This is a genomic window from Arcicella aurantiaca (assembly GCF_003148625.1).
GTDB classification, from domain to species: Bacteria; Bacteroidota; Bacteroidia; order Cytophagales; family Spirosomataceae; genus Arcicella; species Arcicella aurantiaca.
Genome location: NZ_QGGO01000005.1, coordinates 257,175 through 271,669 on the forward strand (window position 1 = coordinate 257,175; position 14,495 = coordinate 271,669).

A 14,495-nucleotide genomic window follows, 5' to 3' on the forward strand; every position below is an offset into this window, starting at 1 on the left:
AAAAATAATTACTATATTTATCAAAATAATTACAAATTCATCATGGCACTAAATATCCCAAGTCAAGCTAATATTCCTAATCCAAATGATGCACAAGCGGGTGCGTCTTCAGTAATTACTAAAGTTAAGGAGCTTTTTGTAAGTCCTCTAACCGCTACAATTGTGGTTTTAGCCTTTATTTTAGGTTACTTTGGAGATTGGTGGACGGTGGCAATTGCAGCATTTATTGGTGGAGCAATTTTCGCAAAATCAAGTGGAGAAGCTTTTGCCAAAGGAACTGCGGCAATTTCAACACTTTGGTTATTGGCAACTTGGTATCATCATTTTACGACGCAAGGTATTCTTTCCAATAAAATAGCCCAAATTTTACCCGTTGGTGGCAATGTTGGTATTTTGATTACAGTAACCATTTTAATTGGTGGACTTGTAGGTGGTTGGGGAGCAATGAGTGGTTTTTTAGTGAGAAATTTGTTTAGAAAATAGATTATCAAAAGAACTTAATTTACCATGTAAAATGTCCTTGATTCAACGGTTGAACTCAGGGACATTTTTATTTTATGTAAGTAAAGAATTCATTCGTAATTCGTCAATTAATAACTCGTCAGTACAATAATGCCATTAGAAATCGAAAAGAAATATTTAGTCAAACACGACCTTTGGAATGCCTTTACGAAACCCAAAGGCGAATATTACCGTCAAGGGTATATCACGAGTGACATCAAAAAAACGGTTCGGGTACGAGCAACCGAAAATCATGGATATATCACCATTAAAGGGAAAACGGATAATCCTGCCATAAAACCCGAATACGAATATCAAATTCCGAAGGCTGAGGCGATTGAATTATTAGATGGTTTTACGGAAAACAATATCGAAAAAACTCGCTATAAGGTTGATTTTGAAGGAAAAACGTGGGAAATTGATGTTTTTCACGGAGATAACGATGGCTTAATTGTCGCAGAAATTGAGCTTTTAGATATTAACGAAGCTTATCAAATTCCCGAATGGATTGACCAAGAAGTTACCCATGAAGACAAATATTTTAACGCCAGTCTTTCTAAATATCCGTTTAAAAATTGGAAGTTATGAGTTGTGAGTTGTGAGTTGTGAGTAAAATGCGAGCTTGTTAGGACTTCTACTCATTAAATTCATAAATAAAATCACTAATCCACAATTCACTAAATCACCATTCACAATTCACTAAATCACTAAATCACAATTCACAATTCACTACCCCTCCCCATGTCGAATTTAGATAATATAGATTTACAGATTTTGAAGTTTCTTCAAGAAGATGCTTTGATGACTAATAAAGAAATTGCGGCGAGGCTCGGTATGACGCCTACGCCCATTCACGAGCGTATCAAGCGATTAGAAAAGGATAAAGTCATTGAGAAATACACTGCCATTCTGAATAAATCGAAGCTTGGAAAAAGTTTGGTGGTTTTGGTTGACGTAACCCTCAAAGAACACGCTGCGATATTTTTGGAGCAATTTGAGCGTGATGTTTTGCTTCTGTCCGAAGTGGTGGAATGTTATTGTATTTCGGGAGGTTCAGATTTTTTACTGAAAGTTTTGGTAAAAGATATGGACGAATATCGGCATTTTATCCTTCATAAATTGGCGACTATTTCAAACATCGGCAATGCTCAAAGTCGCTTTGTGGTCAATGAAATAAAAAGTCAAACGCCTGTACCGATTGAGATTTAGGGAATTGGGAATTAGTGATTGGTTTAGTAGGAATGAAAAGTAAAATGGAGGTAAGAGAAATGGAGATGGGGAATTTTATCCCTATGCCATTCCTCCTACCTCCATTTTATCTTCAACTCATTGCTCATTCCCTCTTCTCTTAACTCATTCCACCTACTTAACCGCAGGTGGTGGCGTTGTTTTTTTGCCAAAAATTGACACATTCACATAGCGTTTTGGAGCTAAGCGGAAATCAATTAAAAGTTTATCTAAATCTGCCAAAGAGCGATTAATATTTGAATAGAGCGAATCGTCTTTTAGTAATTTTCCTGCCGAACCTTGTCCAGCCTCAATACCTGCCATAATTCTCTGCAAACCTTCTAATGATTGTTGCGTGGTTGCTAATGCTTTACTCACTTTCAAAGCATTCAATGAATCCGCAATTGAGCTAAATTTACCAATAAGTGGTTTTAAGCTTTTTTCGGTTTCGATTAAACTACCCGATAACGACTTCATATTAGCCGTAATTCCTGCTAAGTTATTTTTATTTTCAGCAATTGTGGAGTTCAAAGAAGCCCCCAAAGTAGTAACTGTTTTATCAGAGTTTTTGACTAAACTATTTACAGAAGTACCCGTAGCTTCAAAACTTTTCGATACAACTCTTAGTGAAAGCGTCAATGAATCTAAATTATGAATCAATGGAAGTGCTTGTTCTTTTAATAAATCGGTAATTCCTGTTTCGCTTTTAGGTAATAATTGTCCGCCATTTTCAACAAGTTTACTGCTCTTGCCCATTTGCAATCTTACCAATTTTCCTCCTAATAAACCATCAGACGCCAAAATTGCTTGCGTTCCTTCTGGCAAAGGCAAATCTTTACGAATTGAAAGGGTCACTTTTACTTTATTTCCTTCGATAAGTTCTACCGTTTTCACCTGCCCTACTTTCATTCCACTTAAAGAAACTTGGTTTGCTGCGGTTAATCCCTCGACATTATCATAAACAACGATGTACTTATTTTCAGGTGAAAAGAAGTCTTTTCCTTTCAAAAAATTAAAGCCTAAGTATAAAATTACAAATGTACTGAGGGCTAAAATACCCACTTTGGTTTCTTTAGAGATAGTCATATTTTCAGTGAACAGTTAACAGTAAACAGTTAGCAGTTATCTGTAATTTGCAGTTTAATGAAACTCGAAATTTGATAACTGGTAACTGTTCACTGATAACTGTATTAGTTTTCAATTTCTTCTTTATACAGTTTAAAAGCCTTAAAAACGGCTTGTGCAACTTCTTCTTGTCCTTCTGTTGATGCTAAATATTTTTCTTCTTTATTGTTGGTCAAAAAACCTGCTTCTATCAATACACTTGGCATGGCTGTTTCCCAAAGCACTAAAAATCCTGCTTGTTTAACGCCAAAACTGGTACGATTAGTTTGTTTTTTGAATTGTCTCTCAACTTTTTGGGCTAATCTAAGGCTATTCATCATAAAAGTATTCTGATAATTTGCCATCATGATATGTGCCAAAGGAGAATTGGGATTAAATCCATTATAGGTTTTCTTGTAGTCAGCTTCTTGCAAAATTACAGAGTTTTCTCTTTTGGCAACGTCCAAATTCTCGCTTGTCTTATGTAACCCCATTGTATAAGTTTCCGTTCCCGCAAATTTAGACGATGGATGAGAATTACAATGAATTGAGATAAATAAGTCTGCTTTATTCCGATTGGCAATTGCCGAGCGTTCATGTAAATTAACGAAAACATCTTTCATACGAGTATATAAGACCCGCATATCAGGATATTCTTCCTTGATTTTTGCCCCTAATTCTAATACTATTTTGAGTGCCACTTTAGATTCATTGTTCTTTGAACCATGACAACCGGGGTCTTTACCGCCATGTCCTGCATCGAGGACAATCGTTTTAAGTCGGGTTCTTACTGATGATGGCGGTGCATCAATATCCAGACTTCTGCTTGAATCTTGAGAATTTGTAAAGCTTGCAAATCCACAAAATGTAGCAATTAATAAAAGACCTTTAACAAAGTTTAACATTATTTTTGAGTGGGTACGTTATCTTAAATAAGTAATGGCTTAATTTTGTAGTTATTAAAATAGCACTAAGCTATAAGCTTTAGGCAATATGCTTTTTCAAGCGTGCGTATGACTTAAAGCATACAGCCTAAAGCTTTTCCCCACAAAGATAAAATTTAAAGACTTCTGAAAAAAGAACTTCACATATTGAGTATCGTAATTAGCTTACTTTTAGGGCTTTTAAGTGTTAATTACACCTCAGCACAGCGTGTTGCAAGCGGTACGTTTGCTCCAAATATCAAAAATACCCAGCAAGCAATCTCAAAACGAGATACTATTAAAGCTGATAGTATCACAAAAGCCGTTCCTGATTCTCTGAAAAAGAACAATGATTTGCAAACAACCGTAGTATATTCTGCCAAAGACTCTACGATTATGGATACCAAAAATCAAGTAGTTTTTTTATACGGTGAAGCAAAGGTAACTTATGGAGACGTTGTCTTGGAGGCAGATTATATCAAATTAAATTGGGATAAAAATGAGGTTTTTGCCAGTGGAACGAAAGATTCATTGACCAACAAGGTAAAAGGGAAACCCGTTTTTAAGCAAGGAGCTGAACCTTACGATGCCGATGAGATTAAGTACAATTTCAAATCTCGGAAAGCTATTATCAAAGGACTTATCACCAAACAAGGCGATGCCTATGTACAAGGGGTGAGTGTGAAGAAGGATAATGAAGATAATTTGTATATCCGTAATGCTGTTTACACAACCTGTAATTTAGCTCATCCACATTATAATATTAGGGCTTCAAAAATTAAAATGGTTGGGAAAAAAGAGATTGTTTCTGGTCCTTTCCATTTTGAACTAAACGAACTGCCTTTACCCATTGGTCTGCCGTTTGGATTTTTCCCTTATAAACCGCCACAAGAAAACGGAACTTCGGGAATTATTATGCCTAATTATGGTGAAGAACCGCTTGGACGTGGATTTTTCCTGCGTGAAGGTGGTTATTACTTTGCCATAAATGAAAATATCGGTTTACGTTTAACAGGAGAACTTTACTCAAAAGGAAGTTTCGGGATTACTGCCAATTCTCAATATATAAAACGCTATCGTTATGGAGGTTCATTTAACTTGACTTTCCGTGAAAGTAATAACGGTTTAGAAGTTGGACGTGAGTATAGAAATGACTTCGGTATTCAATGGTCGCACTCGCCACAAAGTAGAGGAAATTCGAGTTTTTCAGCCTCAGTAAATGCACAAAGTAACTCAAATGCTCAGTTTAACAGCTTAACATCATCTAATTATATTTCAACGGCTTTAAACTCCTCAATTCAGTATTCTAAAAATTTCGGACAGAATATTCGTACCAGTGTAAGTTTACAAGCTGACCAAAACACGATTACAAAAGCAGTTAACGTCAATAATAACTTCTCGTTTGGGTTAAATCAGTTTCAACCTTTCAAGAAGAAAAATGCCGTTACTGAAAAATTCTGGGATGGTTTTCGTTTTGGTTTAGATTTCAACGGTTCAATTGGTATTACTAACCAAGTGGCATTGAATAACCGTGCTTATAATAGTTTGCCGTACAATGTAAACCGCCAAAAAGATACGACTGATACCGACCCAACCAAACCTCTCATTGTTGACCCACGTGTTGCTGCCAACCAAACGGCAAACTTAGCTCGTGATGGAGTTATTCCATTTGAACTTAGCGGAGAGAATTGGCGAACTATTAAGGAAAATGCCAATTTTAAAATGGCTTATTCAATTCCTTTATCTTTGCCTAACATCAAAATTGGGAAATATATTAACCTGACTCCGGGCATGAGCCTTTCGGGAAATGTTTATAAACGTAAGTACAATTATAAATTCCTTAAACCCGGTGAAAGTTATGTCAATAGCAAAAATCAAACGGTTACATTTAAACCTTATGCCAACGATACTTTAGCTCAAAATGGCGTTGTTGATATTGATACCGTAAGTAGTCCAAGTGCCGATTATCAATATTCTTTCTCAATGAGTATGAATACCCGTTTGTACGGAACGATGAATTTTAATAAAGGAAGATTGAAGGGAATCAGACATATTATGACTCCTTCTCTTAGTATGAACTATACACCTGATTTTACTGACCCAAAATTTGGGTTTTATCAAGAAGTACAAGTAAGTACCAAAGGAACGGAGGTTAGAACAATTAATGGACAACAAGTAACAGGTTCTTTCCGTAGAATATCATCTTTTGACCCACGCCAAACCAATTATGGTGTACAGTCGGGAGGTATAAATTTTAGTCTTTCAAATACCTTAGAAGCAAAAGTTAGAGCTAAATCTGATACTGCCCAAAAGGAATTTGAAAAGGTAACGCTCATTGACAACTTTGCTTTATCTACGAGCTACAATTTTTTTGTTGAACAATTCAAATTAGCTCCCATTTCATTTTCGGCAGCATCGAGAGTAAAGAAATTTGATATTAACCTAAACGGTACTTTTGACCCTTATAAATACAAAGATGATGGTTCTTCGTTAGTGGGAACTCGTTTAGACGAATATACAGCACCAAGTTTAGCGAACTTAGGTTTTTCTATTGGAAAAAGTTTTCAGCCTGGAAAGGCTCAACAACCTAAAAAGAGCAATAACTCCGATATTCCTGAAGACCAAGTTAAGCAGGTTAATAGAAATATCAACGACTATGTAGATTGGTCTGTGCCTTGGACTTTCCAATTTAGTTATCAATATAATTACAGTAAATTAGGCTTTGCTCCTGCCGTAATTGTAAGTGCTGCTACTTTCAATGGAAGTTTAAAATTGACTGAAAAATGGGATTTGAAAGTACAATCAGGTTATGACTTTGTAAATAAAGGAATTTCATTAACCAATATTCAAATCCACCGAGATTTACACTGTTGGGAAGCCGCCTTCAACTGGACACCTGCCGCCAGCCCATATTACGGACGAGCAAGCAGTTATTCATTTGAAATCAGAGTAAAATCTGCTTTATTACAAGAACTTAAATTGTCAAGAAGACGTACTTTCTACGATAGAGGAGGTTTTTAGAAAATAGAAATTGGTTATTGGAAATTAGTTATTGGTGACTTGTTTTTATGATGCTAAAAGACTGAGATTATACCAATTTTAAAGATTTGATGCGTACTTTACGGAAGTCGTCGTTTTGAACGACGACTTCCGTTGCGACTCAGATACGCAATCCTTTCCTAATTATCAATAACGAATCATAAAAAAGGGTTAAGAAAGCTAATATTCAGACTTCTTAACCCTTTTTTTATGAACTATTTTAATTTATTTTCTAATCGGTACAGTAACTTGTGTGTTATCCCAAGCTAAAATCATATCTGCACCATCTGTTTGTTCTGTGAAATCTATTTTAAATTGTTCTAAAGCATTTTCAGTTTGTATGGCTGGTGCTGGAGCTGTTAATACGTTCTTTTTCTCATCATAAGAAAGTCCCCATTGTCCAACTTCTTGATTGATAATTATCGTCCAATTATCTTTTTGTGGAATGGTAAAAAGTGTATAAGTTCCTGCTTTTAAAGGCTTTCCTCCAATCTGAACATCTTTCGAAAACTTAATAACCGTCGCTTCGTTTGCACCTGTACGCCACCATTTTCCGTAAGGGACAAGGGCTTTATCTGCTTCTTCGCCAAAAATTGTACGTCCTTTTTTAGAAGGTTGGCAATAATCTACTGTAATTCTTAAACCATTATTATCAAATTCGGCAGTAGCTGATGGGCTAAAAGATTTGGTGTAATAGAATCTAATAAAAACAAAAACTGAGGCTAATACTGCCAAAATAATGAGTATAATTCTTAAAATTTTCATTGGTTATTATTCCTCCTTACCCGCAGAAGGACTTTTGGTTAGTTGAGAGTTCTGGGCGTGGTTGTAAAAATACATAAGTTTGCATTACGTTCAAAATTTAAAGTAAGAACGGAAAAATCAGTATTTTACTTGAATTCCATGATAATATTCTTGAGCTTCATAGTCCTTACGAAGTGGATATCCGACCCAATCTTCTGGTAATAAAATTCGTCTCAAATCTGGATGATTCGTAAAGGTAATTCCCAATAAATCGAATGCTTCACGCTCGTGCCAATCGGCAGTTTTCCAAATATGGCTTACCGTTGGTACTTGTGGCAAAGCTTCATTTTCCTGATTTCTCGGAAAAACAATTTTCAACATCAATGAATTTTCATAAGGAATTGAATAAAGATTATAGACAACTTCCATTGTGCCTTTTTCCACGCCATTGTCTAAACCCGTCAAACATGAAAGCATATCAAAATAACATTCTTCATGGGTATGTAAAAGCGTACAAACCTCCGCAATACGCTCAGTGGGTACGGTAATAGACTGTTGGTCTGACTGAAGAATAATCTCTTCTCCGAGAGATTGAGCGATAATATTTGTAAATTTTTGTATCAATGTTAGATAAATGGTGATTAGTTATTGGTGATTAGAAAATGAGGAAAATAAAGTAGCTCAACTTTCATATTTTGTATAAAAAATCTTTAATTAAATACGTTGTTAAATCAAATTTCAAATGGATATTTAGCCAATTTTCTTTGGACTTAAATACTTAATACTTGAGACTTAATACTCCTTAAACAACGGCAAAGTCTGGTTTTTGATTTCTTGCTTCTTCCTCTTCCATTTCCAACAAAGCTTTCGGAGCAACTAAACTTTCGTTTCTGATTTTTTCTTGTAATTTCAAAAAACCGCCAATCAAGGCTTCTGGGCGTGGTGGGCAACCTGGTACGTACACATCTACGGGAATAATTCGGTCAACGCCTTTTACTACGTGATAGCCATGTTCCCAATAAGGTCCTCCGCAATTGGAACAACTTCCCATCGAAATCACATAGCGAGGTTCGGGCATTTGTTCATAAAGACGACGAATACGGTCTGCCATTTTGAAAGTTACCGTTCCCGCCACAATCATCACATCCGACTGTCGGGGTGAAGGTCTTGGAAATACCCCAAAACGGTCTAAATCATAACCAGATGCCATTGTTTGCATCATTTCTATGGCACAACACGCCAAACCAAAACCCATTGGCCACAAAGAACTCAATCTTGCCCAATTGATGAGGTCATCTACTTTGGTGATTACTACGCCACCTTCATTAAATTGTTGGTCTAATAAACCTTGCATATCTTTTATTTTAGAGGTGTTAGTTGTTAGGTTTTGGGGGTCAGACACTGTGACCTAAAACCTAATCCCTAACACCTCAATATCATCTAACTATTGTAACATATCCCGTCAGTGTTGGTACGTCTGGACTTGGTTTTATTACGTAAAAATAAGGGCCTGCGGGTAATCTTGCTCCGTCTTGAATACCATCAAATGGTCGAGTTTGATAAGCCCCAGAACCAACGGAGTAAAATATTTCACTGCCCCATCTATTATAAATTTTCACTTCAATATCTGGATAATCGTTAAATTCTCGATTATTCTCCATAATTACCCAAGTGTCATTAAATGTATCACTATTAGGTGTGAAAGCCGATGGGATTTTCAACTTTGCACGCACCGTAACTGTAATTTTAGCCGTTGCCGAACAACCACTTGTCGTAGAAACCTTCACAACATAAGGAGTCGTTGCATCTGGGTTCGCTAAAGGTTGGGTGGAGCTTGGTGAATTTAGGTTTGTCGTCGGCGTCCATTGATATGTAAATTGTGGGCCTGTACTTCCAACTGTTCTTAACCTCACCGTATCTCCTCTAAAAATGGTAACATCGTTTCCTAATTTTACCGACGGAGTTAAATCCACAACAATGGTCTGAGATGCACTACCTGGGCATCCTGCTGCCGTTGTGTAAGTATATTTTATGGGAAAAGCCCCATAACCCGAAGCCGTTGGGTCAAACTCATAACCATTTCTGATACCACTTCCTGTAAATACTCCATTAGGAGAAACATAAGTTGGTGTCACATAATTCCGTAAATCTATTTTACTTGACTTCGTATTACAAATCGCTGCAACAGGAGCAAAGGTTGGTATTGGATTTGGGTTTACGGTAATGGTAGATTGTACAGGAGCAAAATCAAAACAATCTGGATTTTTTGTACTTTCCGCTCTCAAACCATAAGTTCCAGAAGTAGTCACGTCTAAATCTACTCCATTCTTGATGTCTAAGCTATTTTTTACCCAAAAATAATTAACATCCGTTTCTACGGGGTCAGCTTGTAATTTTACAACCTCACCGTCGCAAATAGAGATTTTCCCAGTAGTATTCAGAATACTTGGTGAAGGTGTTGGTGTAACAATCACTTCTTTAAATGCCTCATACGTACATTGGGGAGCAGCAAATTGGGTAACTTTTACAGAATATTTTCCTCCAACGGAAATTTGGGTAAATTGCCCAAAAACCCCACTCATCAATACGCCATTATTAAACCATTGTCTTTGAAAACCACTCAGTGCTGCACCTGTTGAGTTTTGTGTTATGGTTAAAACCACAGGCACATTTCCGCTACAAATGGTACTATCTGGTATGGTCAGCTTTAAGTCTTCTCCCGCTTGTGGGTTTACTTGTGTGTCGGCTGAAGTTCCTGTACCTACACAAGTGGTACTTCTACGAGTAACGGTGTAAGTTCCTGCATCAGCATAATTAACTCTTATCTGATTGGTTGTTGCACCTGAGATAACCGTCCCATTCTTTTTCCACTCGTAAGTAAATGCCGAATTATAAGGTGTTTCTAAAATTCGGTATGAGCCACTACAAATCACTACGGAAGGCAAATGTGCGGGGCCTGTTCCTGTCAAATAAATATTAGGGTTGGTAGGCGTACAATTTTCAACAACAATTTCAAAATCCATACGATTTATACCAATCAGATTTGACCCATTGTATTCTTTGCATTCTACAACTACTAAATATTTACCTACTGCGGTTGGTGTACCCGATAAAACGCCTGTATTAGAATTTAAACTTACCCCCGGTATTGGACTTGTGGCTGAATAACCACCATTCCAAACTACTAAATCATAAGAGTCTATCGGTGAGCGTCTTGGGTCAGGGATACGTTGTTTGCCTGTTACTGTTGAAGTCGCTGGAGCAGAAAATGGATTCACCAAAGCATAAGTCAAAGTATTATTATCCTTGTCCGTTGCCCCCAAATCAATACTGAATGCGTTTCCTCTACAAGCTACCACTCCTTTATTCAACTTAAATACAGGCGATGAATTATCGGTCGTATTCAAAGGAGGAAATTCTAAATAGCAAGTCATACCTTGTGTAGCGTTGGCATTGGTGGTTACGTTTCGGTTTCCATCTTGCCAAACTAAATAATACCCTCTTGCATTATTGTAGGAACTTTTATTAATAGTTATATCACTCGAATAAACAAATTTGGTAGTTGATAAAGTAATCGAAGCCACACACTCAGAATTATCGTAAGGGAAATTATCGGTTTTTGATTCTAAGTTCAGGCTTATCGTTTGCATCAATACATCACCAGCTGCTGTTGCTCCTTTAGAATAAATAGAAACTCTTATAAAACCTTGATACAAGTCTGGAGAAGTAGCTCTTGCCCCTTTATCTATATAAAATATCGTTTTTACATTATAAGTACTGCCAGTCTTATGGGTAAATTCAAGTGTACCGCCTATTACATTTTCGGCAGTAGCTTGAAAACTCAAAGAAAATATTAATAATAAAAAGAGTAATTGGGAATAATGTTTTCTCATAAAACTAAATCATGGGGTGTTCACTTCTTTAAACGTAAGCATTGGCAGTTTTTCTATACGAAGTTAAGATTTTTTAGCCAAAATCCATTTTACGGTATTATTCAACCAATCATATTTAACGAACTCTCGACTCTCATATCTATTCATTTATAGCACTTTATTAAATAAATCCATTAAAAAATTGACATTTATCAAGATTTTATCTATTTTCAAATTATATTAAAATACCCATAATTATCAATCATCAAAATCTATACCCACCAGATGCAATCTCAACTTAAAATATTTTTCCGTCGTTTAGTAGATTTCTCTGATAAAGAATTGGAGGAGGTTAAAGATTTTTTCCATCCTAAAAAAATCAAGAAAGGAGAGTTTCTATGTGTTCCGGGAGAAACAGCTCATGAAATTGGCTTTATCTTAAAGGGAGCATTTAGAGTTTATTATTTAGTAGAAGGCAAAGAGAGTACCCGTTTTTTGGGCTGTGAAAATATTTTCATTACATCTTCTCCAAGTTTTACTTCACAAATACCTTCCATTGAGTATGTTGAGGCATTGGAAAATGCAGAACTTTTGATGTTATCCTTTCAGGATTTACAAATGATGTATAAGCTATCACATAAATGGGAACGCATGGTGAGGCTGTTGGCAGAATATTCTTATAATGAACAACAACAAAGAATTTACTCGTTAATTGCACTTTCAGCACAAGAACGTTATGAAAGTTTAGTGCAAAATCGTCCAGATTTAATTCAGCGAGTGCCTCAATACATCATTGCCAATTATTTAGGAATTTCACCCGAAACCCTCAGTCGAATTCGCAAATATTAAAGGCAATATGACATTTATCATGGAAGTTATGCAACCAATTACACAAAAGTTGCAATATTTATTGATAATAATCAATGTATAAACAGATAAATATTGCGAAATTTGCATTTGTATTTAACCACTCTTTTATACTTTTCAAGTACAACAGCTAAAATTTAGCGATTTTCGAGTGCAGACACCGCCATGACTGCCAAGTGCAAATGCCCGCCACATTTGCACTTTTTTTTCTCTAAAAGATAGTCTGGAGGATTAAGTACAACAATGACTCTTCATCAATTTACATCAAAAAAGGCTTCGCATTCTGCGAAGCCTTTTTGCAATTTTCTATCATCAATAAACCTCTTAGTGTTTAAAGTGACGAATACCTGTCATTACCATTGCCACACCGTTGGCATCGCAATAAGCTACTGAATCTTTATCTTTAATTGAACCACCTGGTTGAGTAACCGCCGTAATTCCTGCTTTGTGAGCAATTTCCACACAGTCAGGGAATGGGAAAAACGCATCGGAAGCCATAACTGCCCCATTCAAATCAAAACCAAATTCTCCTGCTTTTTCGATAGCTTGTTTCAAAGCATCAACACGGGAAGTTTGTCCAACACCACTTGCCAATAACTGACCTTCTTTTGCTAAAATAATGGTATTTGATTTGGTATGTTTACAGATTTTCAAAGCAAATTCTAATGCTTTCAATTCTGATTCTGTCGGAGCTTTTTCTGTTACTGTTTTAAAGTCTCCTACTTTTTCAGTTGCCAAATCTTTATCTTGTTCCAAAACGCCATTCAACAAAGTTTTGAACATCATTTTAGAAACTTGAACAGGTTTGCGTTTTAATAAAATACGATTTTTCTTCGATTTTAATACTTCTAATGCTTCTTCTGTGAAATCTGGAGCAATTAAAATCTCGAAGAATAATGAATTCATTTCTTCTGCTGAGGCTTTATCAACTGTTCCGTTAGTTGCTAATACACCACCAAATGCAGAAATAGTATCGCAAGCAAAAGCGTTTTTATAGGCTTCGTGTACGGTTGGAGCAGAAGCTACGCCACAAGCATTAGTATGTTTAATGATTACGAAAGAAGTTTCCTCAAATTCATCTAACAAAGTAATACACGCATCTACGTCCACTAAGTTGTTGTACGACAATTCTTTTCCGTGCAATTTATCAAAAAGTGCTTCTAAATCACCATAGAAAGTAGCTGCTTGATGAGGATTTTCGCCATAACGAAGTCCATTTTGTGGCAACGATTTGAAATCGTAAATATCTGTTTTGTTGCCATTAAAATACGCATGGATAGCCGTATCATAATGTGACGACGTTCCGAAAGCCAACATAGCAAAACGCTTGCGGTCAGAAAGGTCTGTTCCACAATTTTTCTGTTCTAAAATCGAAAGCACTTCTGCATACTGAGTACGAGACGACACGATAAGAACATCATTGAAGTTTTTGGCTGCACCACGAATCAATGAAATACCACCAATATCAATTTTTTCAATAATATCGTCTTCTGATGCACCACTCGCTACTGTTTCTTCAAATGGGTACAAATCAACAATTACTAAATCAATTGAAGGAATTTCATATTGGGCTGCTGTATCTACATCTCCTTGATTATCACGACGGTACAAAATACCTCCAAACACTTTTGGGTGAAGTGTTTTTACACGTCCACCAAAAATTGACGGATAACTTGTAAGGTCTTCTACCGCTGTTACGGGAATTCCTAATTCTTCGATGAAAGTTTGAGTACCACCCGTTGAATAAAGCTGTACGCCATTCTTGTGAAGTAGTTCGACAATCGGAGCAAGTCCGTCTTTGTAATAAACCGAAATGAGAGCAGATTGAATTTTTTTGGATTCCATTGTTTGTGTTTAGGAATTGGGGTTTAGGTTACTCTACCCGATGAAAAATTAGAATTAATAAAAAAAGGCTGAAATTTGTAGTTCTCAAGCAACAAAACCAGCCCTTTAATGAAAAATATCATCAGTAGCAAAATTAAAAATTTATTTTCAGAAATCCCATTAGCCAAGAATTTAGCCAGACAAACGTTTATTTCAGAGTTCACTCTCGGTATCATAAAAAGTAGAAATGTCCAATTCAAAGAAGTTGGATTACATTTTACAACTGACTCAAAAGTGGAGTCAAATGAAAGAAGAATACAAGCATTTTTTAAAGATTTTGAATTTGACTATCAACAAGTTGCTATCCTTTTAGTAATGTTTTTACCCAAAGGTA

13 protein-coding genes are annotated in these 14,495 nt (G+C 36.2%); 6 read left to right on the plus strand and 7 right to left on the minus strand.

Annotation, left to right across the window (positions count from 1 at the left end):
- Positions 1–42 precede the first annotated feature (42 nt).
- The 3 genes from LV89_RS06990 to LV89_RS07000 all read left to right on the plus strand — a co-directional run bounded on the left by LV89_RS06990 (position 43) and on the right by LV89_RS07000 (position 1,710).
- On the plus strand, positions 43–483 hold the full coding sequence (locus LV89_RS06990) for a hypothetical protein (RefSeq protein WP_109742151.1): 441 nt from the start codon (positions 43–45) through the stop codon (positions 481–483).
- Between the two features lie 129 nt (positions 484–612).
- Entirely contained in the window at positions 613–1,089 is a 477-nt protein-coding gene (locus LV89_RS06995; protein WP_109742152.1) for a CYTH domain-containing protein, read from the plus strand.
- 153 nt (positions 1,090–1,242) lie between these two features.
- A complete protein-coding gene (locus LV89_RS07000) occupies positions 1,243–1,710 on the plus strand; it encodes an Lrp/AsnC family transcriptional regulator (protein ID WP_109742153.1) in 468 nt (155 codons plus the stop codon).
- 153 nt (positions 1,711–1,863) lie between these two features.
- Here the strand turns inward: LV89_RS07000 and LV89_RS07005 are convergent, their stop codons facing one another.
- Together LV89_RS07005 and LV89_RS07010 are read right to left on the minus strand one after the other, a co-directional pair.
- Positions 1,864–2,814: an MlaD family protein gene (locus tag LV89_RS07005; protein WP_109742154.1), complete on the minus strand. Its 951-nt coding sequence runs from the start codon at positions 2,812–2,814 to the stop codon at positions 1,864–1,866.
- Positions 2,815–2,918: 104 nt separating this feature from the next.
- Positions 2,919–3,737, minus strand: a complete 819-nt coding sequence (locus tag LV89_RS07010; RefSeq protein ID WP_109742155.1) for an N-acetylmuramoyl-L-alanine amidase family protein — start codon at positions 3,735–3,737, stop codon at positions 2,919–2,921.
- A gap of 186 nt (positions 3,738–3,923) precedes the next feature.
- Between LV89_RS07010 and LV89_RS07015 the strand changes: the two genes are divergently transcribed.
- The gene (locus tag LV89_RS07015; protein WP_109742156.1) at positions 3,924–6,776 is read left to right on the plus strand and encodes a putative LPS assembly protein LptD; all 2,853 of its coding nucleotides are present in this window, start codon (positions 3,924–3,926) and stop codon (positions 6,774–6,776) included.
- Between the two features lie 243 nt (positions 6,777–7,019).
- Here LV89_RS07015 and LV89_RS07020 read toward each other — a convergent pair whose 3' ends face one another.
- From LV89_RS07020 to LV89_RS07035, 4 genes are all read right to left on the minus strand, one after another.
- Positions 7,020–7,559, minus strand: coding sequence for a DUF2911 domain-containing protein (locus LV89_RS07020; RefSeq protein ID WP_109742157.1), 540 nt, complete (start codon positions 7,557–7,559; stop codon positions 7,020–7,022).
- 117 nt (positions 7,560–7,676) lie between these two features.
- Complete coding sequence (locus tag LV89_RS07025) at positions 7,677–8,162, minus strand: NADH-quinone oxidoreductase subunit C (RefSeq protein WP_109742158.1); 486 nt, start codon at positions 8,160–8,162, stop codon at positions 7,677–7,679.
- A gap of 178 nt (positions 8,163–8,340) precedes the next feature.
- Positions 8,341–8,892 (minus strand): NADH-quinone oxidoreductase subunit NuoB, encoded by a 552-nt coding sequence (gene nuoB / locus LV89_RS07030; RefSeq protein ID WP_109742159.1) that lies wholly within the window; start codon positions 8,890–8,892, stop codon positions 8,341–8,343.
- Between the two features lie 82 nt (positions 8,893–8,974).
- Positions 8,975–11,431, minus strand: coding sequence for a T9SS type B sorting domain-containing protein (locus LV89_RS07035; RefSeq protein ID WP_109742160.1), 2,457 nt, complete (start codon positions 11,429–11,431; stop codon positions 8,975–8,977).
- A 264-nt stretch (positions 11,432–11,695) separates the two neighbouring features.
- On the opposite strand from LV89_RS07035, the gene LV89_RS07040 reads away from it, so the two are divergent.
- Positions 11,696–12,259 (plus strand): Crp/Fnr family transcriptional regulator, encoded by a 564-nt coding sequence (locus LV89_RS07040; RefSeq protein ID WP_109742161.1) that lies wholly within the window; start codon positions 11,696–11,698, stop codon positions 12,257–12,259.
- Between the two features lie 342 nt (positions 12,260–12,601).
- Here the strand turns inward: LV89_RS07040 and purH are convergent, their stop codons facing one another.
- Complete coding sequence (gene purH, locus LV89_RS07045) at positions 12,602–14,122, minus strand: bifunctional phosphoribosylaminoimidazolecarboxamide formyltransferase/IMP cyclohydrolase (protein WP_109742162.1); 1,521 nt, start codon at positions 14,120–14,122, stop codon at positions 12,602–12,604.
- A 108-nt stretch (positions 14,123–14,230) separates the two neighbouring features.
- On the opposite strand from purH, the gene LV89_RS07050 reads away from it, so the two are divergent.
- On the plus strand, positions 14,231–14,495 hold a 265-nt coding region (locus tag LV89_RS07050; RefSeq protein ID WP_211321166.1), incomplete at its 3' end, for a hypothetical protein.

What these genes read in the sequence shown, in the direction of transcription:
- LV89_RS07005 (WP_109742154.1), bottom strand. Translation starts at nt 2,814, where the DNA reads ATGACTATCTCTAAAGAAACCAAAGTGGGTATTTTAGCCCTCAGTACA.
- purH (WP_109742162.1), bottom strand. Translation starts at nt 14,122, where the DNA reads ATGGAATCCAAAAAAATTCAATCTGCTCTCATTTCGGTTTATTACAAA.
- LV89_RS07035 (WP_109742160.1), bottom strand. Translation starts at nt 11,431, where the DNA reads ATGAGAAAACATTATTCCCAATTACTCTTTTTATTATTAATATTTTCT.
- LV89_RS07000 (WP_109742153.1), top strand. Translation starts at nt 1,243, where the DNA reads ATGTCGAATTTAGATAATATAGATTTACAGATTTTGAAGTTTCTTCAA.
- LV89_RS06990 (WP_109742151.1), top strand. Translation starts at nt 43, where the DNA reads ATGGCACTAAATATCCCAAGTCAAGCTAATATTCCTAATCCAAATGAT.
- LV89_RS07020 (WP_109742157.1), bottom strand. Translation starts at nt 7,559, where the DNA reads ATGAAAATTTTAAGAATTATACTCATTATTTTGGCAGTATTAGCCTCA.
- LV89_RS07010 (WP_109742155.1), bottom strand. Translation starts at nt 3,737, where the DNA reads ATGTTAAACTTTGTTAAAGGTCTTTTATTAATTGCTACATTTTGTGGA.
- LV89_RS06995 (WP_109742152.1), top strand. Translation starts at nt 613, where the DNA reads ATGCCATTAGAAATCGAAAAGAAATATTTAGTCAAACACGACCTTTGG.
- LV89_RS07040 (WP_109742161.1), top strand. Translation starts at nt 11,696, where the DNA reads ATGCAATCTCAACTTAAAATATTTTTCCGTCGTTTAGTAGATTTCTCT.
- nuoB (WP_109742159.1), bottom strand. Translation starts at nt 8,892, where the DNA reads ATGCAAGGTTTATTAGACCAACAATTTAATGAAGGTGGCGTAGTAATC.